Annotated in this window: 22 protein-coding genes; 12 read left to right on the forward strand and 10 right to left on the reverse strand. The window is 68.8% G+C overall.

Annotated elements, in window-relative coordinates; all coding sequences use genetic code 11:
• Nucleotides 1–241 precede the first annotated feature (241 nt).
• The gene (locus tag C1704_RS05355) at nucleotides 242–1,795 is read left to right on the forward strand and encodes a UbiD family decarboxylase domain-containing protein (RefSeq protein WP_146076035.1); all 1,554 of its coding nucleotides are present in this window, start codon (nucleotides 242–244) and stop codon (nucleotides 1,793–1,795) included.
• A 257-nt stretch (nucleotides 1,796–2,052) separates the two neighbouring features.
• On the opposite strand, the gene C1704_RS05360 is transcribed toward C1704_RS05355, so the two are convergent.
• The gene (locus C1704_RS05360) at nucleotides 2,053–2,865 is read right to left on the reverse strand and encodes a YdcF family protein (RefSeq protein ID WP_104301721.1); all 813 of its coding nucleotides are present in this window, start codon (nucleotides 2,863–2,865) and stop codon (nucleotides 2,053–2,055) included.
• Nucleotides 2,866–3,021: 156 nt separating this feature from the next.
• On the opposite strand from C1704_RS05360, the gene msrA reads away from it, so the two are divergent.
• From msrA to C1704_RS05390, 6 genes are all read left to right on the forward strand, one after another.
• On the forward strand, nucleotides 3,022–3,564 hold the full coding sequence (gene msrA / locus C1704_RS05365; RefSeq protein ID WP_104301722.1) for a peptide-methionine (S)-S-oxide reductase MsrA: 543 nt from the start codon (nucleotides 3,022–3,024) through the stop codon (nucleotides 3,562–3,564).
• The gene (locus C1704_RS05370; RefSeq protein WP_104301723.1) at nucleotides 3,561–4,202 is read left to right on the forward strand and encodes an ABC transporter ATP-binding protein; all 642 of its coding nucleotides are present in this window, start codon (nucleotides 3,561–3,563) and stop codon (nucleotides 4,200–4,202) included. The genes msrA and C1704_RS05370 overlap by 4 nt, the downstream gene beginning before the upstream one ends.
• Complete coding sequence (locus C1704_RS05375; RefSeq protein WP_104301724.1) at nucleotides 4,199–5,404, forward strand: ABC transporter permease; 1,206 nt, start codon at nucleotides 4,199–4,201, stop codon at nucleotides 5,402–5,404. The genes C1704_RS05370 and C1704_RS05375 overlap by 4 nt, the downstream gene beginning before the upstream one ends.
• A gap of 74 nt (nucleotides 5,405–5,478) precedes the next feature.
• Nucleotides 5,479–5,742 carry a hypothetical protein gene (locus C1704_RS05380; protein WP_104301988.1) on the forward strand — a complete coding sequence of 88 codons (264 nt, stop codon included), beginning with the start codon at nucleotides 5,479–5,481 and terminating at the stop codon, nucleotides 5,740–5,742.
• Between the two features lie 7 nt (nucleotides 5,743–5,749).
• Entirely contained in the window at nucleotides 5,750–6,271 is a 522-nt protein-coding gene (locus C1704_RS05385) for a DUF3299 domain-containing protein (protein ID WP_104301725.1), read from the forward strand.
• A gap of 85 nt (nucleotides 6,272–6,356) precedes the next feature.
• Nucleotides 6,357–9,044: a hybrid sensor histidine kinase/response regulator gene (locus C1704_RS05390; RefSeq protein WP_104301726.1), complete on the forward strand. Its 2,688-nt coding sequence runs from the start codon at nucleotides 6,357–6,359 to the stop codon at nucleotides 9,042–9,044.
• 10 nt (nucleotides 9,045–9,054) lie between these two features.
• Here the strand turns inward: C1704_RS05390 and pdxH are convergent, their stop codons facing one another.
• Entirely contained in the window at nucleotides 9,055–9,696 is a 642-nt protein-coding gene (pdxH, locus tag C1704_RS05395) for a pyridoxamine 5'-phosphate oxidase (RefSeq protein WP_104301727.1), read from the reverse strand.
• A gap of 182 nt (nucleotides 9,697–9,878) precedes the next feature.
• On the opposite strand from pdxH, the gene C1704_RS05400 reads away from it, so the two are divergent.
• Nucleotides 9,879–10,526, forward strand: a complete 648-nt coding sequence (locus tag C1704_RS05400; RefSeq protein WP_104301728.1) for a nucleotidyltransferase family protein — start codon at nucleotides 9,879–9,881, stop codon at nucleotides 10,524–10,526.
• 4 nt (nucleotides 10,527–10,530) lie between these two features.
• On the opposite strand, the gene C1704_RS05405 is transcribed toward C1704_RS05400, so the two are convergent.
• The gene (locus tag C1704_RS05405; protein ID WP_104301989.1) at nucleotides 10,531–11,097 is read right to left on the reverse strand and encodes a gamma-glutamylcyclotransferase; all 567 of its coding nucleotides are present in this window, start codon (nucleotides 11,095–11,097) and stop codon (nucleotides 10,531–10,533) included.
• A gap of 144 nt (nucleotides 11,098–11,241) precedes the next feature.
• On the opposite strand from C1704_RS05405, the gene C1704_RS05410 reads away from it, so the two are divergent.
• The 3 genes from C1704_RS05410 (at nucleotide 11,242) to eda (ending at nucleotide 14,297) form a co-directional block, all read left to right on the forward strand.
• Entirely contained in the window at nucleotides 11,242–11,733 is a 492-nt protein-coding gene (locus tag C1704_RS05410; protein ID WP_104301990.1) for an OmpA family protein, read from the forward strand.
• A 108-nt stretch (nucleotides 11,734–11,841) separates the two neighbouring features.
• Entirely contained in the window at nucleotides 11,842–13,656 is a 1,815-nt protein-coding gene (gene edd / locus C1704_RS05415; protein ID WP_104301729.1) for a phosphogluconate dehydratase, read from the forward strand.
• Nucleotides 13,657–13,673: 17 nt separating this feature from the next.
• Nucleotides 13,674–14,297: a bifunctional 4-hydroxy-2-oxoglutarate aldolase/2-dehydro-3-deoxy-phosphogluconate aldolase gene (gene eda, locus C1704_RS05420; RefSeq protein ID WP_104301991.1), complete on the forward strand. Its 624-nt coding sequence runs from the start codon at nucleotides 13,674–13,676 to the stop codon at nucleotides 14,295–14,297.
• On the opposite strand, the gene gloA is transcribed toward eda, so the two are convergent.
• From gloA to C1704_RS05440, 4 genes are all read right to left on the reverse strand, one after another.
• Entirely contained in the window at nucleotides 14,298–14,690 is a 393-nt protein-coding gene (gloA, locus tag C1704_RS05425; protein ID WP_104301730.1) for a lactoylglutathione lyase, read from the reverse strand.
• Between the two features lie 63 nt (nucleotides 14,691–14,753).
• A complete protein-coding gene (locus C1704_RS05430; RefSeq protein WP_104301731.1) occupies nucleotides 14,754–15,374 on the reverse strand; it encodes a DsbA family protein in 621 nt (206 codons plus the stop codon).
• A gap of 18 nt (nucleotides 15,375–15,392) precedes the next feature.
• Nucleotides 15,393–16,199 (reverse strand): SDR family NAD(P)-dependent oxidoreductase, encoded by an 807-nt coding sequence (locus C1704_RS05435; RefSeq protein ID WP_104301732.1) that lies wholly within the window; start codon nucleotides 16,197–16,199, stop codon nucleotides 15,393–15,395.
• Nucleotides 16,200–16,272: 73 nt separating this feature from the next.
• A complete protein-coding gene (locus C1704_RS05440; RefSeq protein WP_104301733.1) occupies nucleotides 16,273–17,934 on the reverse strand; it encodes a methyl-accepting chemotaxis protein in 1,662 nt (553 codons plus the stop codon).
• Nucleotides 17,935–18,186: 252 nt separating this feature from the next.
• Here C1704_RS05440 and C1704_RS05445 point away from each other — a divergent pair, with 252 nt between their 5' ends.
• Nucleotides 18,187–19,359, forward strand: coding sequence for an HD-GYP domain-containing protein (locus C1704_RS05445; RefSeq protein WP_104301734.1), 1,173 nt, complete (start codon nucleotides 18,187–18,189; stop codon nucleotides 19,357–19,359).
• Here C1704_RS05445 and C1704_RS05450 read toward each other — a convergent pair.
• From C1704_RS05450 to C1704_RS05460, 3 genes are all read right to left on the reverse strand, one after another.
• Complete coding sequence (locus C1704_RS05450) at nucleotides 19,334–21,403, reverse strand: TonB-dependent receptor family protein (protein ID WP_104301735.1); 2,070 nt, start codon at nucleotides 21,401–21,403, stop codon at nucleotides 19,334–19,336. The two genes, C1704_RS05445 and C1704_RS05450, sit on opposite strands and share 26 nt — an antisense overlap.
• A complete protein-coding gene (locus C1704_RS05455; protein WP_104301736.1) occupies nucleotides 21,403–22,020 on the reverse strand; it encodes a DUF502 domain-containing protein in 618 nt (205 codons plus the stop codon). The genes C1704_RS05450 and C1704_RS05455 overlap by 1 nt, the downstream gene beginning before the upstream one ends.
• A gap of 125 nt (nucleotides 22,021–22,145) precedes the next feature.
• Nucleotides 22,146–23,156 carry a TRAP transporter substrate-binding protein gene (locus tag C1704_RS05460; protein ID WP_104301737.1) on the reverse strand — a complete coding sequence of 337 codons (1,011 nt, stop codon included), beginning with the start codon at nucleotides 23,154–23,156 and terminating at the stop codon, nucleotides 22,146–22,148.
• Nucleotides 23,157–23,174 lie beyond the last annotated feature (18 nt).

The raw sequence follows: 23,174 nt of genomic DNA on the forward strand, positions 1-23,174 counted from the left end.
CGTCCGCGGGGATCCGTGGCTGGTGTGTGAACCCGGCCTGGCCCGCGGAGATAATGCCCCGCCACCTCGGAAAACAGAGCCCATGCAAGAGGCTGGGCCCAGGTGGGCGGTTGATGGCATTGGCAGCGTTGCACCGGATGGCGGTGCGGGTAATCCCTGAATTTCAAGAGACGGCCGGATTCTAGGAAGGCTCGAAATAACCAGTCAAGCCAAAGAAATCTATGTCTAATAACTGATAGGTATGAAATACCGAGATCTGCGTGACTTCCTGAGCGGCCTCGAGGGTCAGGGCGAGCTCCTGCGCGTCAGGGAGCCAGTGTCCACTCACCTGGAGATGACGGCGCTGTGCGATCGGGTCCTCAAAGCCGCAGGGCCGGCCCTGTGGTTCGAGCAGCCGGTGGGGCACCACATGCCGGTGCTGGGCAATCTGTTCGGCACCCCCAAGCGGGTGGCCCTTGGAATGGGGGTGTCCGACGTGATGGCGCTTCGTGACATCGGTCACGTCCTGGCGAGCCTGAAGGAGCCGGAACCGCCCAAGGGGCTGAAGGATGCCGGCCGCCTGGTGCAGATGGCCAAGGCACTGTGGGACATGAAGCCGGCCACGGTGCGCCGTGCGGCCTGCCAGGCCGTGGTGTGGGAAGGGGCCGAGATCGACCTCGCACGCCTGCCCATCCAGCATTGCTGGCCGGGCGATGTGGCGCCGCTCATCACCTGGGGCCTGGTGGTGACGCGTGGGCCGCAGTCGGTGCCCCAGCCGCGGGCGCGGCAGAACCTGGGCATCTATCGCCAGCAGGTGATCGGGCCCAGGCAGGTGATCATGCGCTGGCTGGCCCACCGGGGCGGGGCGCTGGACTTCCGTGAGTTTGCGCTTGCCAACCCGGGCCAGCCCTTTCCGATCGCGGTGGCCCTGGGGGCTGACCCGGCGACCATCCTGGGGGCGGTGACACCCGTGCCCGACACCCTCTCGGAATACCAGTTTGCCGGCCTGCTGCGTGGGTCGCGCACCGAGGTGGTGGACACGGCCGTGGGCGAGGGCGAGACCCGGCTGCAGGTGCCGGCCAGCGCCGAGATCGTGCTGGAAGGCCACATCCCGGTGGCACCGCCGGGGTACACAGGCACCTCGGCGCACGGCATCCCGCTGAAAGAGAAGGGCGGCTACCTGCATGCGCTGGAAGGTCCCTATGGCGACCACACGGGCTACTACAACGAGCAGGACTGGTTCCCGGTGTTCGAGCTCTCGCGCATCACCATGCGCGAATCGCCGATCTATCACTCCACCTACACGGGCAAGCCACCCGACGAGCCGGCCGTGCTGGGCGTGGCGCTCAACGAGGTGTTCGTGCCCATCCTGCGCAAGCAGTTTCCGGAGATCGTCGACTTCTACCTGCCTCCCGAGGGCTGCAGCTACCGGATGGCGATCATCAGCATCCGCAAGGCCTACCCCGGCCATGCAAAGCGCCTGATGTTCGGGCTCTGGAGCTTCCTGCGTCAGTTCATGTACACCAAGTTCATCGTGGTGACCGACGAGGACGTGGACATCCGTTCGTGGACGGACGTGATCTGGGCCATCACCACCCGGGCCGACCCAGGGCGCGATACCACGCTGGTGGAACACACCCCCATCGACTATCTGGATTTCGCCTCGCCGGTGTCGGGACTGGGCGGCAAGATGGGCCTTGACGCCACGAACAAGTGGCCGGGCGAAACCGACCGCGAATGGGGGCGGCTGATCACGATGGACCCGGCGGTGCAGGCCCGCATGGGGGCGCTGTACGAGCGCCTGTTTGCGCGCTAGGGGTTGTCTGCGCGGCGCGCCATGAGGCTGCCAATGAGGCCGCCAATGAAGCGGCCGGGGTTCATTGGAAATGAGAACTGGCGAAGCCCCCGCGCGTTCGGTATCTTGGGAGGGCCTGCAAGGACGCAGGTGTTTCCAATGCGCAGTCTCTGCGCGAAGGAGCCCCGGACTTCTTCCCTCCGGAGCCCCGAAACGTGGCGTCAGCCACCGCCCCTCCGGCCAGTCGGCGCGGAGGGGTTTCTATTGGTGGCGTGCGCTCATTGGCCTGCGAGCCGACCCAGCCATTCGCGCCAGGCGAGTCGGTTCTCGATGAGGCCCTCGACGCTGGGCAGCCAGGCCTCCAGGGCAGAGCGGCTCGGGTTGAGCAGGCCCATCGGGGCCGGCTGCACCTGAATCCCCGTCCCGGCAAGCGCATCGGTGAATGCCCGCTGGGCGCGCGGCATGTGCCACACATGGGTGACGAGCACGATCTTGCGGATACCCGCCTGACGGAGCAGGGCGATCGTGCGCCCGGCGTTCTCGCGCGTGTCTCGCGCGCTGTCCTCGACCCATCTCAGCTTGGCGCCGTATTCTTCCTGCGCGATCCGCTCGGCCACCCGAGCCTCCGGTGTGGCGCTGGAGGGCAGGCCCCAGGGGATGCCGCCGCTGTAGGCCAGGGGCAGGCCGGTGGTGCGCGACAGCCAGATGCCGTAGCGCAGGCGCTGCAGCCCGGCAGGGGAGAGGTCGGACAGACGATAGTCGGGTGATCGCGGAATCAGGCCGCCCCCCAGCACGACGATGGCGACCTTGGGGTCGCCTTTCGCCTGGTCCTTGCCTTGTTCTCTCAAGGCTTCCAGGTCGAGGGGGCCCAGGGCCGGAGGGGCCTTGAGCACAAAGGACTGGGCCACCCAGGCGAATCCGGTGGTGGACCCCAGCCACAGGCCCACGCAGGCGACGAAGACGATCACCAGACCCAGGCCGCGCCGGGGGCGCAGCTGGCGCAGCCCGATCAGCAGCAGGACGATGAACACGCCGGGTGGCAGGACGACGGCAAGCAGATAAGGCAGGTAGGGTGCGAAGCTGTCGGACATGGGCCAGGATCCGGTCGGTGGAACGCCAGGATTGTGCAGGAAAGCCCCCGAAGTTCAGACAAGGTATCGACCGGCGGCACGAGGGGCTTCGGTAAGCTATGGCGCTTTGTTCCGCAGGGACCACGGAGCCGGTGCACGACCGGCGGGAGCCTGGCAATGTCCGAAGTGCAAGAGATCACCCTGGCCGGAGGCTGCTTCTGGTGCCTGGAGGCCGTCTATGACCGTGTCGAAGGCGTGCTCGACGTGGAGTCGGGTTATTCGAACGGCAGCTGGCACAGCCCCAGCTACGAGCAGGTGTGCTCCGGCGACACCGGCCATGCCGAGGTGGTGCGCGTGCGCTTCGACCCGGCGCGCATCAGCCTGCGCGAGATCCTCGAAATTTTCTTCGTGATCCACGATCCCACCACGCTGAACCGGCAGGGCCATGACGTGGGCACGCAGTATCGGTCGGGCATCTATGTGCACGACGCCGACCAGGAGCGTGTGGCGCGCGCGATGATCGCTGAGCTGACATCGGCCGGTGTGTGGAAGGACCCGATCGTCACCGAGGTGGCCCCGGTGAACAACTACTGGCCGGCCGAGCCCTATCATCAGGACTACTTCCTGAACCACCCGAACCAGGGCTATTGCGCTCACGTCGTGGCGCCCAAGGTCGAGAAGTTCCGCCAGACCTTTGCGGACAAGGTGCGCCGCGGATGATTGTCTGGGAGGGCTTGGCCTATCGCTACGCGCGCGGCCCACTGCTGCGCTTTCCTGACCTGCAACTCCCCGACGGCGGCTTGCTGTTGTTGCGAGGGGCGTCGGGCTCGGGCAAGTCGACGCTGCTGGCGCTGCTGGCTGCCCTCCTGACGCCCGCCGAGGGGCGGCTCGACGTGGACGGTGTGGCGGTGCATTCGCTCGGCCCCCGGGAGCGCGATGCCTGGCGGGCCCGGCACGTGGGGGTGCTGCCCCAGCGCCTGCATCTGAGTGACAGCCTGAGCGTGCTCGACAACCTGGCCTTGGTGGGGTGGGCTGCCGCTGAGCGCTCCATGGACCGTGAGGCCCTCCTGGCCGCGTTGGACCAGCTGGGAGTGGCCGAAGTGGCCGGGCGGCGGCCGCATGAGCTGAGCGGGGGGCAGGCCCAGCGGGTGGCGTTGGCAAGAGCCCTGCTGCGCGGTCCGCGGCTGGTGATCGCCGATGAACCCACCGCCAGCCTGGACGACGATGCGGCTCAGACCGTGCTGAGCCTCTTGCAAGGCATGACGCAGGCGCGGGGCGCCACGCTGGTGGTGGCCACGCACGACCGTCGGGTGATGGACACGCTGGCGGCCGCATCGCCGGTGGAGCTGTGCCTGTGAACCTTGCCGGCCTGTCGTGGACCTATCTCTGGGCACGTCCGCTCGTGACCGTGCTCAACCTGCTGCTGCTGGCCCTGGGCCTGGCGGCGGTGAGTGTGGTGCTGCTGGTGAGCCAGCAGCTGGAAGACGCGCTCAAGCGCGATCTTGCGGGGATCGACCTGGTGGTGGGCGCCAAGGGCAGCCCGATGCAGATCATTCTCTCGGGTGTCTTCCACCTGGATGTGCCCACGGGCAACATTCCAGCCGAGTCGATCGAGCGCTGGCGCGCCCATCCGCTGGTCGCCTCGGTGATCCCGATTTCGCTGGGCGACAGCTACCGCGGGCACCGCATCGTGGGCACCGAGCCGGCCTATCTGGACGATCGTGGTGCGCGGCTTGCACAAGGGCGGCCATGGGCGGCGCCGCTGGAGGCAGTGGTCGGTGCCGAGGCTGCTCGACGCACCGGTCTGGCCGTGGGCGAACGCTTCGTGGGTGTCCACGGGCTGGGCGGCGACGGCGAGCCGCACGGTGAGTCGCCGTACACCGTCGTGGGGGTACTGGCGCCCACGGGCAGCGTGATCGACCGGCTCATCCTCACTGCCACCGAATCCGTCTGGGAGGTGCATGAGGCCGCCACCGCGATGGACGACGACGATCGTCGCTACCTGGAAGCCGAGCGCGAGGTGACGCTCTTGCTCTTGCGCTATCGCAGCCCACTGGCAGCCGTGAGCCTGCCCCGGCTCATCAATGCCGAGGCGGGGCTGCAATCAGCCTCTCCGGCCCTGGAGACGGCACGCCTGCTGCGCATGGTGGGCGTGGGCACCGAAGTGCTGCGTGGCTTCGGGGCGGTGTTGCTGGCGGTGGCCGGGCTGTCGGTCTTCATCGGCCTGTACCACGCCGTTCGTGAGCGCGCGGGCGATCTGGCCATGCTGCGGATGCTGGGAGCACCCCCTTCCCGTGTGGCAGCCGTCGTGGTGGCCGAGGCTTTGTGGCTTGCGGCCGGCGGGCTGGCCATCGGGCTCGGTCTTGGCCACGGCTTGACAGCTTTGCTAGGGTGGTGGCTGGAAGCTCGGCAATCTGTCGCGCTGACCGGCTGGGCCTGGGCCAGCGGGCAGTGGGCGGTGGTCGTGGCCACGGTAGCGCTGGCCGGGGTCAGCGCGGCGTTGCCGGCCTGGCAGGCCTATCGTCTGGACGTGACCCGCCTGTTGCAGGCACCGCGCTGAACCTTGGAGGCAGTTCTTGCTCCAATCTTGTTTACGCCGTTCGTGAACCATTGAAGTGAAGGGAGTTGTTCGTCATGAGTCTGCGACGCCTGTCCTGGTCTGCGTGGGGGAGTGTGCTGATGCTGGCGGCCGCGGCTGCGGCGGCCCAGCCGGGCGCGACCTTGTCAGACCATGTGAAGAAGGACATCGAACGGCATCGGGCCATGGCTGCGGCGCATGAGGCGGCGGCCCGCTGCCTGGAGTCCGGCAAGAGCGAGGAGGTGTGCGTGAAGGAGCTGCAGGCGGCCTGCAAGGGACTGGCGATCGGCAAGCACTGTGGCATGCGCCACGTGCATTGAGCCTGCGATGACCAGCCGTCGATCCCTCCTGGCCACCGCCCTGGCGCTTGGGGTGGGCCGGTCGTGGGCGCAGCTCAGCGCGCCCCTGGGCGGTGGCGCCTCAGGGGCCCCGCTGGGCAGCGGTCCGGGTTTTCACAGCCCGGACAGCCCCATCCCTCCCTTGCAGGAGCGCGAGGACGTCGTGTCGTGGAAGCTGCTCAGCTCGGTCACCACCAAGCCCGAGCGCACCCGCATCCGTCCCATCTTTCCCGCGGCGGTGCGCGCGCTGGACCGTCAGATCGTGAAGGTGCAGGGTTTCATGATGCCGCTGGATGCCGCAGAGCGGCAGCATCATTTCATCCTGTCGTCGGTGCCCACCACCTGCTCTTTCTGCATTCCTGCTGGGCCCGAAGGCCTGGTGGAGGTGAGGGCCGCCACGCCAGTGCGCTATGGCATTGAACCCGTGGTCGTCGAAGGCCGCCTTGCGGTGCTTGACAACGATCCCTACGGCCTGTTCTACCGCCTGACGGAGGCGCGGCCCGCCCGCTGAACCACGCGGATGTGGGGCGGGCGTAGCTGTTCGCAGCGGCGCGTGTCTGGCTACACTGGGGGCGCCCGGTTGCGGGCACCCGCCCATGACCTCCGCCCGCCCACGCCCTGACCTCCCGAACCCGCTTTCCGTGGATCGGGCAGCGCGCGAGTTGCTGGATCTGGCCAGTGACGGACTCTTCCTGGCAGACGCTTCCGGTCACATCGTGTACGGGAATGCGGCGTGGCACCGCTGGTGCGGCCTCGCCGGGGCGGCATGCACGACGCTCGAAGACCTGGCCCGGCGTCTGCCTCAGACGGACCGCGTCCTGCTCGATGCGGCGCGGCAGCGTGGCAATGCCATCGGCCCCCTGGTCCTGAGCGAAGGGCGTGCGGGGACCGAAGGGAGCCTGCTTCACCTCCAGCCTTGGCACCCTGCTCAAGAGGGCGCGTCGGGATGGCTGGGTCGGGTTGTCAGGGCCGTGCCGGCGCCGGCGGAGTCCGGCCTGGCGCAGCGCCTGGCCATGACCCAGGATTTCGGCCGACTGGCCGTGTGGGAGCGAAGTCTCGATGGGCGCAGCGTCCATTGGGACGAACACATGTTCCGCTTCTATGGCCTGCCGCCGCAGGCCGAGGCACCGGACATCGATACCATCCGCCAGCTCGTCCACCCTGAGGATCGTGACAAGGTGCTGCAGGCGTGGCAATCCAGCATCACGTCGCCGGGGGCTTATCACCTGCACTATCGCCTCATGCCACGCACCGGGGGGGTGCGCATGGTGCATTCGCTGTGGCGGGTGCTGGCGGATGAAGCCGGTCGCCCCGACCGGGTCATCGGCGTGCTGGTGGATGACACCGAGGGCTTCGAGCTGGGGCTGCAGATGCGCAAGCTCACGGCTCAGTTTGAGATGGCCGTGGAACTCGGCGAGCTCATCATCTGGGTGCACGACCTCGCCACCAACACCATGCGCTTCAACCAGCGGGCCGCCGCCGTGCTGGGACTCGACGGTGCAGCGGCCCATCCGATCGATACGGTGCGCGAGCGTGTCCACCCGGAGGATCGAGGGGCGCTGGGTGACGCGGTGAAGCGGGCACTGGACGGTGACGAAGCCATTGACGTGGTGGCCCGCTACAGGAATCCGCAAGGGGAGTATCGCACCCTGTTGACGCGGCGTGCCGTGCAGCGCGACGAGGGCGGGCATGCCATCGCCGTCCTGGGGGTGGCGCTGGACATCACTGAGCGCCGGCGCATCGAGCTGGCCCTGGAGCAGGCGCGTGAGCGCGTGGCGCTGGCCACCCGGGAGGCGGGCATCGGCACCTGGGAGCGCGATCTGATCGAAGGCAGCAGTCATTGGGACGAGCAGATGTACCGCCTGCGAGGGCTCAGCCCGGACGACCCGCGGCCGGTCGAAGAACTGCGCATGGTCTGCGTCCATCCCGAGGACCGCGCCCCAATGTGGGCGCGTTACGACGATGCACGAGATGGGGCCGTGGACCGTACGGCCTTCGAGTTCCGTGTGGTCTGGCCCGATGGCACCGAACGCTGGCTGGCCACACGTGGCAAGGTGCTGCGCGATGCGGCAGGACGGCCCGTGCGCATGCTGGGGGTCAACTGGGACGTCACCGAACTCAAGCGCACCGAGCAGGCCTTGCGCGACAAGGCGGCCGCCGAGCAGGCCAACCGCGCCAAGTCGGAATTCCTGGCACGCATGAGCCACGAACTTCGCACCCCACTCAACGCCGTGCTGGGCTTTGCCCAGGTCCTGCAGGCCGATACCCAGGATCTGCTCAGCGCCGGCCAACGCCAGCGCGTCGATCACATCGATGCGGCCGGTCGGCATCTGCTGGCGCTCATCAACGATGTGCTCGATCTGGCGCGCATCGAATCGGGCATGGTGGACCTCGTCCCCGAGACCCTTGCGTGGTCCGACGTGGTCGGCGATGTGCTGGGTCTGATGGCGCCGCTGGCGCGCACGCACAACGTGAGCCTGCGCCCGGGCGACCTGAGCTGCACGGTGGTGGCCGATCGGCAGCGCTTGCGACAGGTGCTGATGAACCTGGTGTCCAACGCCATCAAGTACAACCGCCCGGGAGGTCACGTGGAGATCGAGGCCCGGACACTCTCGGGATGGCGTGTGCTGGCTGTGCAGGACAGCGGGCGCGGCCTGAGTGCCGCACAGCTCGACGCGCTGTTCGAACCCTTCAATCGTCTGGGGGCGGACCGCGAGGGCATCGAAGGCACCGGCATCGGTCTGTCGATTGCGCGCCAGCTGGTGTCACACATGGGTGGGCGCATCGAGGTGCGCAGCACGCCGGGTGTGGGCAGCGTCTTCGAGGTCTGGTTGCCGGAGGCCGGGGCGTCGGCCGAGGTGTCCCGCGTCGAGGCGATGGGCAACGCCCCGTTGGTACCTGGCGCCGAGCAGCGTGTCGGCAGCCTCCTCTACATCGAGGATAACGAGGTCAATGTGCTGCTCGTGCGCGAACTCCTTGCACTGCGCCCTGGAGTGGCCCTCCACGTGGCCGCGGACGGCCAGACCGGGGTCACGCTGGCCCGGGAACTGCGGCCGGATCTGGTGCTCGTGGACATGCACCTGCCTGACTTCGACGGTCACGAAGTGCTGCGCCGCCTGCGCAGCGATCCGCTGACCGCCGGCTTGCGGTGCGTCGCGCTGTCGGCCAATGCCATGCCGCAGGATGTGAGCCGTGCGCGCGAGGCGGGCTTCGATGACTACTGGACCAAACCCATCGACATCCGGCGGTTCCTGGCAGCGCTCGACCAGCTGCTGCCGGGCTGAAACCGCAGGATCAGGGGGCGAGCCGCTCCTTGATCCAGTGGCCGTCGGCGTCCTGCCGGTATTGCAGCCGATCATGCAATCGCGATTTGCGCCCTTGCCAGAACTCCCAGCGTTGGGGCGCGAGCCGAAAGCCCCCCCAGTGCGGTGGGCGCGGCGGGTGCAGCGCGAACTTTGCGGCGTAGCGAGCAGCATTGGCCACCAGCACGCTGCGCGATGCGATCACCTGACTCTGCGGCGACGCCCAGGCCCCGATGCGTGAGTCCAGCGGGCGCGACTGGAAGTACGCATCCGACTCGGCTTCGCTGACCTTGTCCACCGGCCCCTCGATGCGCACCACACGCTCGAGCTCGACCCAGTGGAACTGCAGCGCGGCGTAGGGGTGGACGGCGAGTTCGCGGCCCTTGCGGCTCTCGTAGTTCGTGTACCAGACGATGCCTCGCTCGTCGCAGCCTTTGATGAGGACAACGCGGGTGGAGGGCCGGCCGTCGGCTCCCACGGTGGCCAGCGTCATGGCATTGGGCTCGGGCAGTTCGGCGGCCAGGGCATCCTCCAGCCAGCGCTGGAACTGTCTGAGAGGGTCGTCGTCGGCGTGGTGTTCATCCAGCTCGGCGCGTTCGTAGGATTTGCGAAGATCGGCGAGTTGCTTGTCCATGTGAGGCAGTATAGGCAGGGCCTGGAATCCCGGTTCGCCATCGGCACGGACCCCAAGCGGGTCGGTCCCTAGGTCCTCACCCCATTCGGACAGACCCCAGTGGCGTCCGGCTTCGCCCTGCGATTCCATAGAGGGCAGCGCAGGCCCCGATCCCGCGCCCATTCAAAGACGGAGGAAATTTCATGGCGGCAGCGCCCGTGGTCATCGTCCTGGCGGCGGGGGCCGGCTCGCGCTTCGAGGGCCACGGTCACAAGCTGACACAAGCCCTGGGCGATACCACCGTGCTGGGCGCGACGCTGCGGCAGGTCATTGCCAGCCGCTTGCGGCTGGTGGTGGTGACGACCAGCGCGCTGCGCGACATGGTCAAGACCTGGGTGGCCACGCAGGACGTGATCGTGGTGCCGGCAGCCGGCCCGGACCATGGCGAGCGGCTGGGCATGGGCTACTCCATCGCCGCAGGCGTGCGCGCGCGCGGCGATGCGTCGGGATGGCTGGTCCTGCCAGGCGACATGCCCCTGGTGAAGCCAGCCACCCTGCGTGCCGTGGCGTCGGCCCTGACGCATCACGCCGTGGCCTTTGCGCAGTACCAGGGGCAGCGCGGTCATCCGGTCGCCTTCTCTGCGGAGCTGTATTCCGAACTGGCCGTGCTGAGCGGTGACGAGGGCGCACGCCGGATCCTGGCGCGCTACCCTGCCGCGGCCGTCGAGGTGGACGATCCTGGAGTGCTGCTGGACATCGACACCCGGGGCGATCTGGCTGCAGCCCAGGCGCAGTTGCCGCCGTCTGCCGGTACACAGGCTGTCCAGCGCGAGCAGCGCTTGTCGTCCTGATCTGCTAGGGGCCGAGCAGGCCGTTGCGGCGTGCCAGCCCCAGCAGCTGGCTGAGCGCGCGGTCGCGGATGCCGTGTTCGCGCAGGCAGGCTTCCGTGCGCACCACATAGTCCAGCGTGGTGCCATAGCGGCCCCTGGCATGGCGGAAGATGTGCAGCAGGCGGGCCTCATCCAGCGCCCCGGTGTGGTTGGGGCTGTTGCGGCTGAGGGTGAAGGCCAGCGCGCGCACCGTGCCCAGGGCCGTTCGGCAGGGCAGCCAGCGCGGGTCGTAGACGCCGGTGGGCATCTCACGTTGCCACAACTTGTCCAGCTCGCGCCGGGCGATGGCACGCGGCACCCGGAAGACCATGCCCTGACAGGCCCCACCAGGCATGAGCGCGAACACGAGGCCAGGCTCCAGCGGCGTGCCTCGGTTGATGCGCGACCACATGCTCAGGCGGCGGTGGTAGCCGTGCACCCGGGCCGGGTGCCGCTGGTCGTGCTCGATCTCGGGGTTCCAGATCAGGGAGGCGTAGCCGAAGACCCAGAGATCACCGCCGGGCGGCCACTGCGCCAGGGTCTGCTCCAGCATCACCTGGGGGTCGCGCAGCACGGGCACGTGGCCCAGATCGGGTGGGGGTGGGGCGGAGGGATTCACGGAAGGTGCGTCGGCCCTGCCTACAATGCAGCGCTTGGCGTGATGTTGTACCGCAAGTTCAACTTCCAGGGAGTTTCCATGTCGGATCAGGACAACGACGACACCCGCCGTGTCGGCCTGTGGGTGGTGTTCACGGTGGTGGGCCTGGTGGTGGCCGGTGTGATCGGCTTTGCCACTGTGCGCACCCTGTCGGGCCCGGCCGCGCCAGCCGCGCAGCATGAGGACGTGGGCGAAGCGGCAGAAGAGGTGGCCCTGATCGGCGAGCCGGCCCTGCGCCTTTATTTCGAGCTGGGCCAGGCCAGCCTGTCGCCCGAGGCGGTGTCCGCGCTTAGCGCGGTGGCCGAGCGTGCGCGCAGCAGCGGCGACACGGTCTACATCTCAGGATTCCATGATGCCAGTGGCAGCGCCGCGGTCAATGCTGAGCTGGCCAAGCAGCGAGCCCTGGCCGTGCGCCATGCGCTGGAAGCCGACGGTGTGCCGCCCGCCCAGCTGGTGCTGCGCAGGCCCGCCCTGACCCTGGGCGATGGCGATCCGCGCGAGGCACGTCGCGTCGAACTGCACCTGCAATGAATCCACCCTGGGGGCGGGGTGGGTGCGTCTTGATTTGACGCTGTAACCAAGTTACTTAAGAATCGGGGTATAGGTTACAACCGCGCGCCTCGGGCGCGCCGCTCCCCGATGAAATCCGTCCTCCAGGAAGTCACCCAGCGCATTGCCGAGCGCAGCACCGCCACGCGGCGAGCCTATCTCGACGGCGTGGACTGGGCCGCGCAGCGCCCCCGTGGCGCTGACCGCATGGGGTGTGCCAATGTGGCACATGCCTTCGCTGCACTGCCGGCCTCCGACAAGTTCCGCGTCGTGGCCGAAAAGGCGCCCCATCTGGGGGTGGTCACGGCCTACAACGACATGCTCTCGGCTCACCAGCCCTACGAGGGCTTTCCGGCCGTGATCCGCGACGAGGCGCGTCGTCTGGGGGCCACGGTGCAGGTGGCCGGCGGCGTGCCCGCCATGTGCGACGGCGTGACGCAGGGCCAGCCGGGCATGGAGCTGAGCCTGTTTTCGCGCGACACCATCGCGATGGGCACGGCCGTGGCGCTGTCGCATGACGTCTTCGACGCGGCCCTGCTGCTGGGCGTGTGCGACAAGATCGTGCCGGGCCTGCTGATCGGCGCCCTGCATTTCGGGCACCTGCCTTGCGTGTTCGTGCCCGCCGGGCCGATGAGCTCAGGTCTGTCCAACAGCGACAAGGCCAAGGTGCGCGAGCAGTATGCCCAGGGGCTGGTCGGGCGCGCCGAGTTGCTGGCGGCCGAATCGGCTGCCTACCATGGGGCCGGCACCTGCACCTTCTACGGCACCGCCAACAGCAACCAGATGCTGCTGGAGGCCATGGGCCTGCACGTGCCGGGCGCGGCCTTCATCCACCCGCATGCCGAGTTGCGCGAGGAACTCACCCGTGAGGCGGTGCGCACGGCGCTGCGCTGCCTGCGCACACCGGAGCGCACGGCGATCGGCCGGCTGGTGGATGAGCGGGTCATCGTGAACGCGATGGTGGCCCTGCTGGCCACCGGCGGCTCGACCAACCATCTCATCCACTGGGTGGCCGTGGCACGCGCCGCGGGGATCCTCATCGACTGGAACGATTTCTCGGATCTGTCGGCCGAGGTGCCCCTGCTGGCGAGGGTGTACCCCAACGGCAGCGCCGATGTGAACCACTTCCAGGCTGCGGGCGGGCCCGGCTTCGTGATCCGCGAGCTCATCGATGCCGGCCTCATGCATGCCGATGTGGCCACCGTGGCCCAGAGCGGTCTGACGGCCTATACGCGTGTGCCCGTGCGCACCGAGGCCGGTCTGGGCTGGCAGGACCTGAACACCGTCAGTGGCGACGACAGCGTGCTGCGGCCAGCCACTCGACCCTTCAGCCCGACGGGTGGCCTCAAGCTGCTGTGCGGCAACCTGGGTCGCTCGGTCATCAAGACCTCGGCCGTTCCCGAAGACCGGCACATCGTCGAGGCCCCGGCGCGCGTCTTCGACAGCCAGGAGGCCCTGCTGCAGGCCTTCCAGGCGGGTGAACTCCAGGGCGACGTCGTGGCCGTGGTGCGCTTCCAGGGCCCGCGGGCCAATGGCATGCCCGAGCTGCACAAGCTCACGCCGCCGCTGGCCGTGCTGCAGGGCAAGGGCTACAAGGTGGCGCTGGTCACCGACGGGCGCATGAGCGGGGCCTCGGGCAAGGTGCCCGCAGCCATCCACGTCAGCCCCGAGGCGGTGGCCGGCGGCCCGCTGGGCAAGGTGCGTGATGGCGATCTCATCCGCCTGGACGCAGTGGCCGGCACGCTGGAGGCGCTGGTGGACGAAGCCACCTGGGCCGCGCGCGAGGTGGCGCCCCAGCCGGCCGAACTGGCCCAGGCCCACGGCCGCGGCCTGGGCCGCGAACTCTTTGCCGGCATGCGCCGCAACGTCCTGACCGCCGAAGAAGGCGCGTGCACCTGGCTGTGACCCAAGGACTGCCCATGATGAACCCCCTGGAACTGGCCGACCACGGCCCCGTGATTCCCGTGATCGTGCTCGACCGCGTCGAGGATGCCGTGCCGCTGGCGCGCGCCCTCGTGGACGGCGGCGTGAAGGTGCTGGAGGTGACGCTGCGCACGCCGGTGGCCCTGCGGTGCGTGGAAGCCATCGCACGCAATGTGCCCGACGCCATCGTGGGCGTGGGCACGGTGCGCAAGCATGCCGACGTGCAGGCGTCACTGGACGCCGGGGCCCGCTTTGCCGTGAGCCCGGGCTACACGCCCGAGATCGGCCGCGCCTGCCGCGAGGCCGGCCTGCCGCTGCTGCCCGGCGTGGCCACCAGCAGCGAGGTGATGGCCGCCAATGCCGATAGCCTGCACTTCCTGAAGTTCTTCCCGGCCACGGCCGCTGGCGGCCTGCCGCTGCTGAAGGCCTGGGCCAGCCCTTTCCACGATGTGGTGTTCTGCCCCACCGGCGGCATCACGGTGGAGACGGCGCCGCAGTTCCTGGCGCTGCCCAACGTGAAGGTGTGTGGTGGCTCGTGGCTGACCCCCGCCGATGCCATCCGCGCGGGCGACTGGGCGCGCATCACGCGGCTGGCACGCGAGGCCAGCGCCTTGCGGGCCTGATCAGGCCGCAGGCTTGCGTTCGATCAGCTCGATCTTGTAGCCGTCGGGGTCGGTCACGAAGGCGATCACGGTGCTGCCGCCCTTGACCGGGCCGGCCTCGCGCGTGACGTTGCCGCCGTTGGCGCGGATCGTTTCGCAGGCGGCGTAGGCATCGGGCACTTCGATGGCGATGTGGCCGTAGGCGCTGCCCAGGTCGTACTTTTCGACGCCGTAGTTGTACGTGAGCTCGATCTCGGCGTGCTCAGGGTTCTTGCCGTAGCCCAGGAAGGCGAGCGAGTACTTGTATTCGGGGTTGTCTGAGGTGCGCAGCAACTGCATGCCCATCACCTTGGTGTAGAAGTCGATGGAGCGCTGCAGGTTGCCCACGCGCAGCATGGTGTGGAGGATTCTCATGGTGGGGTTGCATCCAAAAGGGGTGCTCCGAGTGTGCCACCTCCGCCAAGGCCCCGTGGTCTCTCAGGACACGCCCAGGCGCCGCAGCTGCTCGATCACCACGCGGGCCTCGACATAGCCTGGCGCCACGACCTGGCCTTCGCCCGCGCGTGCAGCGATCAGCGTCGGGAAGCCGCCGATGCCCCAGCGGTGCACCATGGCGACGTCGTCAAGCGTGGCTTCGCGAAGCTCCGGGCTGGTGAAGACCGGCTCGAACTCAGGCCGCGACAGGCCGATCGCCTCGGCCAGCGCGCACAGGACGTCGGTGTGCGTCACATCGCGGCCCTCAGCGTAGAACGCCTGCTGAATGGCCGAGAACATCGCCAGGCAGCGCTGGGGCGCACGCTCGCGAACGGTGATGACCGCCCGACAGGCCGGCTCGGTGGTGTAGATGAAGTCCTCACGTTGCAGCCAGGTCAGGTCGAAGGCCTGCCCCGTGCGGCTGGCCACCTCGCCCCAATGCCGGCGCAGGTGGGTGCGCAGGGTGTCGTCCATGGGGCGGTCGTCCTGCCGCAGACCACCCATCACGAGCTGCAGCGGCAGCTGAGGGAAGGCTTCGCGCACGCGCGCGAGCTGGGGCGCAAACCCGTAGCACCACGAGCACATGGGGTCGGCCACGTACACGAGGGACCAGCCGCTGCTCATGGGCAGGACGTCGCCGGCTCAGGCCACCGGCACGGTGTAGTTGAGGGTTCGCCGGCCACCATCGACGTAGAGGATCTCGCCGGTGATGTAGCTGGCTGCATCGCAAGCCAGATAGGCCACGGCATCGGCCACCTCGGCCGGCTCGCCCAGGCGTTTCATCGGGGTGCGGCTGAGGATGCGCGCTCGGGCCTCGTCGCTGCCGAGCACGGCCTGTCGTGCGAGCTTCGTGGCGATGGTGCCGGGGGCCACGGCGTTCACCCGGATGCCATGGTCCACCAGGGCGAGGGACATGACACGCGTGAGCTGGTCCACGCCGCCCTTGCTGGCGTTGTAGCTGGCGATGCTGGGGATGGCCATCACGCCGTTCACCGAACTCATGTTGACGATGGCGCCACCCGTGCCCTGGCGCACCATCGCGCGTGCGCAGGCCTGGCCCATCAGGAAGGCGCCCTTGAGATTGACGCGCAGCACGGCGTCGAAATCGGCCTCGGTGATGTCGAGGAAGTCGGCGGCGCGGAAGATGCCGGCATTGTTCACCAGGACATCGATGCGGCCGAACCGCCCGAGGGCGGCCGTCAGGGCAGCGTCCACCTGGGCCTTGTCGCCCACGTCGCAGTGGCTGTACATCACCTCGGCTCCCTGAGCCTCCAGCCGGTCGGCCAGCGCCTGGCCGCGAGGGTCGTCCACATCGAGCAGGACCACGGGCGCCCCCTCACGGGCAAAACGCTCGGCGCAGGCCTGGCCAATGCCTTGGGCGGCGCCCGTGATGACGGTGACGCGGCCGGCCAGGCCGAAACGGATGGACGCTGACGACGCAAGAGGCATGCGGGCTCCTGAAACGCACATGGCCCGCCGGGGGCGGGCCATGTCGGCGGGGATGTCCGCAGTGTAGTGCGACTCAGGCCGCCTGGAGCTGCGTTGCGGCCCGGCGTTTCATCTGCTTGCGCAGGCTGACGGCATCCGGGGTGTGGGCCTGCGCTCCCCGCTCCAGGCGGAAGACGCCCACGGCGGCGGCCACGGTCTGGGCCTGCTCCTTGAGGTCGGCCGCCGAGGACGAGAGCTCCTCCACCATGGCGGCGTTCTGCTGGGTGATGCTGTCCATCTGGGTCACGGCTTCATTGACCTGCGAGATGCCGTTGAGCTGCTCGCGCGCGCCCGTGCTGATCTCGGCGATCAGGGCCTGGACCCGCTCGACCGACTGCAAGGCCTCGTCCATCGTCGAGCGCGCCGCGCCAACCTGCTGTTCGCCGGCTCCCACCCGCTGAGCCGACTCCTCGATGAGCGACTTGATCTCCTTGGCGGCCGAGGTGGTGCGCTGGGCCAGGGCCCGCACTTCGCCGGCCACCACCGCAAAGCCACGGCCTTGCTCGCCGGCGCGCGCGGCCTCGACCGCGGCGTTGAGGGCCAGGATGTTGGTCTGGAAGGAAATGCTGTCGATGACCTGGATGATCTCGGCGATGCGGTGCGAGGACTGGCTGATCGCCTGCATCGTGTGGGTCACCTGGTTGACGGCGTCGCTGCTGCGCTCGGTGATGCGACGCGCCTCCAGGGCCAGGTCGGCGGCCTGGCCCGCCGAGTCGGCGCTGTTGCGCACGGTGCCGGTGATCTCTTCCATCGACGAGGCGGTCTCCTCGAGGCTGCTGGCCTGAGATTCCGTGCGCGCCGACAGTTCGAGGCTGCCGGCGGCGATCTCGGTGGCGGCCGCCTGGATGCGCTCGACTTCGCGGCGCGCATCGCGCACGATGGACATCAGGTTCACGTTGAGCTGGTTCATCGCCTGGCCGAAGTGCCCGATGAGGTCGTGGCGACCCAGGTCGATGCGCTGGGTGAGGTCGCCGGCGGCCATGCGGTTGGCGACGTTCAGCATCTCGTTCATGGGGTGGATCAGCAGGTGCTTGAGGTACTGGCGCATCAGCAGCGCCAGTGCGCCGGCCAGCACCCCGCCGAATGTCCAGTTCGACAGAGGGAGTCCGCCCAGGCCGGCCGGGCTCAAGCTCACGCCCAGTGCAAAGCCGCCGCCCACTGCGGCCGCGGTGGCGGCGCAAACCTTCGCCGTGAGCCCCAGTTCGGTGGCCCGGGCCAGCCGGCCGGCCAAGGTGTTGCGCAGCACGCGGCCGCGATGCAACACATGCACCAGGCGCCCGGCAGCCTTTTCGGCGCGCATCTGGGCATACAGGGCTTCGGCCGCCTGGACCTCGTCCCGCGCGGGCACGGTGCGCACCGACATGAAGCCCACCGGCTTGCCATCGTCCATGAGCGGGGTGACGTTGGCCACCACCCAGTAGTGCGAGCCGTCCTTGCGGCGGTTCTTCACCACGGCTTTCCACGGCAGCCCGGCCTGGATGGTGGCCCACATGTCGCGGAAGGCTTCCTCGGGCATGTCCGGGTGACGGATCATGTTGTGCGGCTGCCCGAGCAGTTCCTCGCGGCTGTAGCCGCTCACCTCGATGAAGGCCGGGTTGCAGTAAAGGATGCGTCCCTGCAGGTCGGTGGTCGAGACGAGAGTCTCGCCGGCTGCGATGGGGTACTCGCGGGAAGTGACGGGCAGATTGACACGCATGATGGGCGCTCGGTGAGGAAAGGCAGCTTCCCGTGATATCGGCGCAGCGGCCTCGAACTTGATCCAAAACTTGGTGTTAACCCCAGTGAATGCCTCGGACATCGGGGCCGATGGGGTCAGCCCTGGCGAACGACCGGCCGGTGCCTTTCGATCGGCCGCGCGGGGGGCCCCCCCTGGCTGGGTGGGGCCGGTCACGCCGCTGGGCTTGCGGGCAGCAGGGCTTCGGAGGCAGGATGCGCGCAGGAGCACAACATGAACGAGCCCCAACACCCTCGGCCCTGCGTGGCCGTTGTGGGAGATGCCGGTGGCCTGTGGCAGATGGTGCGGGATTGGCTGGCACCGCATGCACGGGTCCAATGGCCAGGCGAAGGCCCGGCCGATCTTGTGCTGGTGGACGCCACGGGAATGGCCGGGCAGGAGCGCTTGATGGCGGCGTGCCAGTCACCGCAGTGGCGGCGGGTGCCGCTGGTGGCCCTGGCTGATGAAGGGGCTCAGTCTCAGGTGGATGCCTGGCTGGCGCAGGGGGTGGCCGATGTGATCCAGCCTCCGTGGAGCGAGCGCCGGGTGATCGCGCGGTTGCTGCCGCGGCTGCAGTTGCAGCAGGTATCGGCGCTTTTGCGCGAGGGCAGCCGCCAGTTCGACGCCGAACTCCAGCGCCGAACCCGGGAGACCGCCCATGAGCGCGATGCCCTGCTGTGGACCCTGGCGCTGATGGCCGAGCGTCGCGACAACGAGACGGCCCGCCATCTGCTGCGCATGCAGGGCTACGTGCGGGTGCTGGGCCGCTCGTGGCGGCGCGTCACGGGACGTGCTGGCGAACTCGACGACCACCGGCTGGAGCTGCTGGTGCGCGCCACACCTCTGCACGATCTGGGCAAGCTGGAGATTCCGCGCCGCCTGCTGCGCAAGCCCGGACGGCTCACGCCTGAGGAGTTTGCGATCGTGAAGACCCACACCACACGTGGGCACGAACTGCTGGCGCGCGCCCAGGCCCAGCTGGGCGAACCTTGCGAACTCATCGCGATGGCCCAGGAGGTGGCGCTGACCCACCTGGAGCGCTGGGATGGCAGCGGCTACCCGCGCGGGCTCGCAGGCGATGCCATCCCGCTGGCCGGGCGCCTGGTGTCCCTGGCCACGGTCTATGACGCACTCATCAGCCGGCGCAGCTACAAGGAACCCTTGCCGCATGATGCCGCCGTGGCGGTGATCGCCGGATGTCGCGGCAGCCACTTCGACCCGGAGGTGGTGACCGCCTTCGAGCAGGTCCATGACAGCTTCCGGGAGGTGGCGCAGCTGCATGCCGACGACGAGGCCGAGATGAAGCAGCTCTTCCAGGACTCGGAGCGTCAGCAGCTGGAAGGCTGGTGGCCCGCAGGCGGCGCGGCGGGAGACCCCACCCTCAGGGCCAGTCGCGGCGCAGGCTGAGTCCGATGCTGGCGCGCCGCCCCGGGGCGGGCTCGTAGAACTGCGCATTGTTGGCGTTGACGATCACCGAACCCACGTGGTGTGTGTCGCCCACGTTGTCCACCCGGGCGAAGGCGTCCAGCCGCCACGGCCCCAGCCGCTTTTCGTGGCCCAGGCTGAGATTGACCACCCCGTAACCCGGCGCCGAGGCCGTGTTGGCGTCGTTGGCCCACACCCGCGAGACCCCACGCCACTGGGCCGTCATCCGCCAGGCGGGGGCCGGTCGCCAGGTGAGCGCTGCGAAGGCCGTGCGCTCGGGCACGCCGGGCAGGCGCTGGCCGCTGTAGTCGCTGGTGCCGGTCGTGAAGTCCTCGAAGCGTGCGCGCAGCCAGGTGATCGCGACGCTGCTGTCCCACTGCGGCGACCAGCGGGCCTGCCAGGCCGCTTCGATGCCGCGGCGCGACGTGCGCCCGGCATTCGTGAAGGTGCTGCGGCCCCCCACGTTGTTGAAGATCACGATCTCGTCGCGCACGAGGGTATCGAAGACCGTGAGGCTGGCGGAGTGGCCCGCCGCCAGCGCGGCCTTCAGGCCGGCTTCCCAGGTGGTGTGGCGGGCCGCGTCGAGCGCAAGGTTGGCGCCCGGCTGGGCGTCGGGACGGTAGGCCACCTCGGCAAGCGTGGGTGTCTCGAAGCCCCGGCCCACGCTCACATGGCCCGCCCAGCCGGGCCGCCACTCCACGTTCAGCCCGAGCATGCCGCTCGTGCTGCGAAAGCGCCGGGCGCCGCTGTCGTCGGGGTTGTCTGCGGTGATGTAGGCGTCATCGATGTCGAAGGCCACGCGCGAGTGGCGCAGTCCGCCCACCAGGGTCCAGCCGGGCTGGAGCGTCCAGCGAGCCTGCAGCCGGGCATCGGTGTTGCGGGCGGTGTTGTCCTCGTCGCGGCGCAGGTCGCCGGCGGTACCGTTGTCGTTCACGAAGCCCTGGCGACGCTCCTGGCTGCGATCATGGTCCAGTCCGGCGATCCACAGCCAGTCGCCGGCACGGGCCTGCCATTCCAGGCCAGCGCCACCGAAGGTCCGGTCCAGGTCCACCACGCCGCCGGAGGCCGTGACCCCCGAGCCCGGAAAGGCCAGGTACTGGCGTACGGTGCGGGTGCCGCCATAGACGCTCAGCCGCAGGGTCTGACCGTCGTCGAGGTCGGTCGAGACGGCGGCGCCCGCCTGGCTGTGCCGCACGGTCTTGCGGGTGTCGAAGGCCACGGCATTGGTCCCGGCCTGGCGGCGGTTGTCGCGCAGCTGGGCCTCGGTCAGGCCGAGCGGGTCCTGGGTCTGGGGCTGGTTCTGGTGATTGACGAGCAGGGTGAGGGTGCTGCGCTCGCCCAGCACCGCGCGCGCGCGCAGGTTGAGGCCGTCGCGCCGGGTGTCGCTGTGCTCGCGGTAGCCCTGCGTCTCGAAGCGCGCCACATTGGCCGCCACGACGCCACGACCTTCGGCCAGATCGCTGCGGGCCTGCAGGTGGCTGCGCCAGCTGCCGTCTTCACCCAGCCACAGCCCGCCGCCAAAGTGAGGGTCCCCCGGATCCAGGTCGGAGAAGAGCTGCACCACACCCCCCGAGCTGTTGCCGTACAGCACCGCCAGCGGTCCACGAAGCACCTCGATGCGCTGGGCACCGTCCAGGTCGAAGAGGCCGGTCTGGCCTTGGCCGTCAGGGGTGGTCAGCGGGATGCCGTCCTGCAGCAGCCGAACCCCGCGCACGCCGAAGCTGGCGCGTGCACCGAAGCCGCGGATGGACACCTGCAGATCCTGCGCATAGTTCTGCCGGTTGTTGGCCACCAGGCCCGGCACCCTGACCAGGGCGTCGGAGATGTTCACCCGCAGCTGGTCCTGAACGATGGCCTCGGCGGGTACGGTGTCGATCGCCGCGGGCAGGGCCTGGCGTGGCGTGGCGTCTCTGGAGCCGGTGATCACCACGGCCTCCAGCGCCGGCGCCGACGGCGTGGAGGGGGCCCCGCCCTGGCCCCAGGCCGGCAGGGCCAGCACGGCCAGGCTGAGCAGCCCCGCGCGCATCAGGGGTTCGGCGGCGGCGGCGCGGGCGAACGCGCCATCCAGGCAATGAGTGCCGAGCGCATCGCTTCTTCGACCGACATCGCAATCGGCGTCACCCACTCACGCGGTACGAAGACGGTGTAGCCGCCGATCATGTAGCCCATGGGCAGATAGACCGCCACACGGTTGTCCTTGGTCACGCCTTCGGGCAGCCCGTCCAGGCTGTTGCGCGTGACCAGGCCGATGATCTCCATCTGCCCGTTCGGAAACTGCACTACCACCACCTGCTGCGCTGTCTGCTTGTGCTGCGGCGAGAAGTAGTCGGCGAAGCTCTTGAGCGAGGAGTAGATGCTCTTGACGACCGGCAGGTTGGTGAAGGGGAACTCCACCAGCGACATCAGGTGGCGCACCGACGGCTGGGAGATGACGAACCCGAGTCCGCCGATGGCGATGACCGCCAGCAGCAGGCCCAGGCCCGGGATGTAGGTGTCGCCGAAGAAGGGGTAGGTGAGCCAGCGCGCCATGCTGTCCGTCCACGCGAGGAAGACGTAGAGCACATAGACCGTCAGGGCCAGGGGCAGCACGGCCAGCAGACCCCGCACGAAGTACTGGGTCCAGCGCTTGATCAGGGGGTTCATCACGTTGGGGCAGGGAGGATGCCGCGAGCCCGACAGAATAGCAGCGAGTGCTGACAGCTGGCTGAGGCTGCACAAACGACAACGCCCGCGGCGCGGGCCGCGGGCGTGGCAGACGGGTGCCGGACTTACTTGCCGCCGCGCACCTTGGCCAGGGCGGCCTGGGTCTCGGCCCACAGGTCGCGGCCCACCTGGTCGGCGATGCTGGCATGCACGGCCGTCAGCTTCTCGCGCATGCGGTTGGCTTCGGCGGGCGACAGTTCATTGATCTGCATGCCCTTGGCGCGCAGTTCGGACAGGGCCTTGGCGGCTTCCTCCCGCGTGTCCTTGCGCTCGAAGTCCCGGCTCTTCACGGCCGCGTCCAGCAGCACCTTGCGCTCCGCCTGGCTCAGGCCGTCCCACCACTTCTTGCTCGCCAGCACGATCCAGGGGCTGTACACGTGGTTGGTGACCGTGAGGTACTTCTGCACCTCGTAGAACTTGCTGGACAGGATGGTGTTGTAGGGGTTCTCCTGACCGTCGACGGCACGGGTTTCCAGCGCGGTGAAGAGTTCCGAGAAGGGCAGGGGGATGGCATTGGCCCCCAGGCTCTTGAAGCTGTCCAGGAAGACGTTGTTCTGCATCACGCGCAGCTTGATGCCGTTCAGGTCTTCCAGCTTCGTCACCGGCTGCTTGTTGTTGGTGAGGTTGCGAAAGCCGTTCTCCCAGTACACCAGGCCCACCAGGCCTTTTTCCTGCAGCTTGTCCATCACCTTCTGGCCCACCGGTCCATCGAGCACGGCGTCGGCTTCGGCGCCGTTGTTGAACAGGAAGGGCGTGTCCCAGAGGGCCATTTCCTTGGTGATGCCCACCAGCGTGGCGGTCGAGCCCACCATCATCTCCTGGGCGCCGCCGATCAGGGCCTGCTGCATCTGCACGTCCGAGCCCAGGGCTGCAGCACCGATGGCGCGCACGCGCATCTTGCCGCCCGAGGCCTTCTCCACTTCCTGCGCGAAGAGCTTGACGGCACGGCCTTGGTTGGAGTCTTCGTTCAGGCCGTAGCCGAAGCGGATCATGCGCGGCTTGATGTCCTGGGCCCAGGCCTGGCCGGCGGCCAGCAGGGCCACACCGAGGGCGGCGACAGCGAGTTTGAGTTTCATGCGAAGTCTCCTTGATGG

It is taken from the genome of Caldimonas caldifontis, from assembly GCF_002930615.1.
Taxonomy (GTDB): Bacteria; Pseudomonadota; Gammaproteobacteria; order Burkholderiales; family Burkholderiaceae_C; genus Caldimonas; species Caldimonas caldifontis.

Coding starts and splice junctions, on each gene's coding strand:
- C1704_RS05355 (WP_146076035.1), top strand. CDS start 242: ATGAAATACCGAGATCTGCGTGACTTCCTGAGCGGCCTCGAGGGTCAG.
- C1704_RS05360 (WP_104301721.1), bottom strand. CDS start 2,865: ATGTCCGACAGCTTCGCACCCTACCTGCCTTATCTGCTTGCCGTCGTC.
- msrA (WP_104301722.1), top strand. CDS start 3,022: ATGTCCGAAGTGCAAGAGATCACCCTGGCCGGAGGCTGCTTCTGGTGC.
- C1704_RS05370 (WP_104301723.1), top strand. CDS start 3,561: ATGATTGTCTGGGAGGGCTTGGCCTATCGCTACGCGCGCGGCCCACTG.
- C1704_RS05380 (WP_104301988.1), top strand. CDS start 5,479: ATGAGTCTGCGACGCCTGTCCTGGTCTGCGTGGGGGAGTGTGCTGATG.
- C1704_RS05385 (WP_104301725.1), top strand. CDS start 5,750: ATGACCAGCCGTCGATCCCTCCTGGCCACCGCCCTGGCGCTTGGGGTG.
- C1704_RS05390 (WP_104301726.1), top strand. CDS start 6,357: ATGACCTCCGCCCGCCCACGCCCTGACCTCCCGAACCCGCTTTCCGTG.
- pdxH (WP_104301727.1), bottom strand. CDS start 9,696: ATGGACAAGCAACTCGCCGATCTTCGCAAATCCTACGAACGCGCCGAG.
- C1704_RS05400 (WP_104301728.1), top strand. CDS start 9,879: ATGGCGGCAGCGCCCGTGGTCATCGTCCTGGCGGCGGGGGCCGGCTCG.
- C1704_RS05405 (WP_104301989.1), bottom strand. CDS start 11,097: ATGCTGGAGCAGACCCTGGCGCAGTGGCCGCCCGGCGGTGATCTCTGG.
- C1704_RS05410 (WP_104301990.1), top strand. CDS start 11,242: ATGTCGGATCAGGACAACGACGACACCCGCCGTGTCGGCCTGTGGGTG.
- edd (WP_104301729.1), top strand. CDS start 11,842: ATGAAATCCGTCCTCCAGGAAGTCACCCAGCGCATTGCCGAGCGCAGC.
- eda (WP_104301991.1), top strand. CDS start 13,674: ATGAACCCCCTGGAACTGGCCGACCACGGCCCCGTGATTCCCGTGATC.
- gloA (WP_104301730.1), bottom strand. CDS start 14,690: ATGAGAATCCTCCACACCATGCTGCGCGTGGGCAACCTGCAGCGCTCC.
- C1704_RS05430 (WP_104301731.1), bottom strand. CDS start 15,374: ATGAGCAGCGGCTGGTCCCTCGTGTACGTGGCCGACCCCATGTGCTCG.
- C1704_RS05435 (WP_104301732.1), bottom strand. CDS start 16,199: ATGCCTCTTGCGTCGTCAGCGTCCATCCGTTTCGGCCTGGCCGGCCGC.
- C1704_RS05440 (WP_104301733.1), bottom strand. CDS start 17,934: ATGCGTGTCAATCTGCCCGTCACTTCCCGCGAGTACCCCATCGCAGCC.
- C1704_RS05445 (WP_104301734.1), top strand. CDS start 18,187: ATGAACGAGCCCCAACACCCTCGGCCCTGCGTGGCCGTTGTGGGAGAT.
- C1704_RS05450 (WP_104301735.1), bottom strand. CDS start 21,403: ATGCGCGCGGGGCTGCTCAGCCTGGCCGTGCTGGCCCTGCCGGCCTGG.
- C1704_RS05455 (WP_104301736.1), bottom strand. CDS start 22,020: ATGAACCCCCTGATCAAGCGCTGGACCCAGTACTTCGTGCGGGGTCTG.
- C1704_RS05460 (WP_104301737.1), bottom strand. CDS start 23,156: ATGAAACTCAAACTCGCTGTCGCCGCCCTCGGTGTGGCCCTGCTGGCC.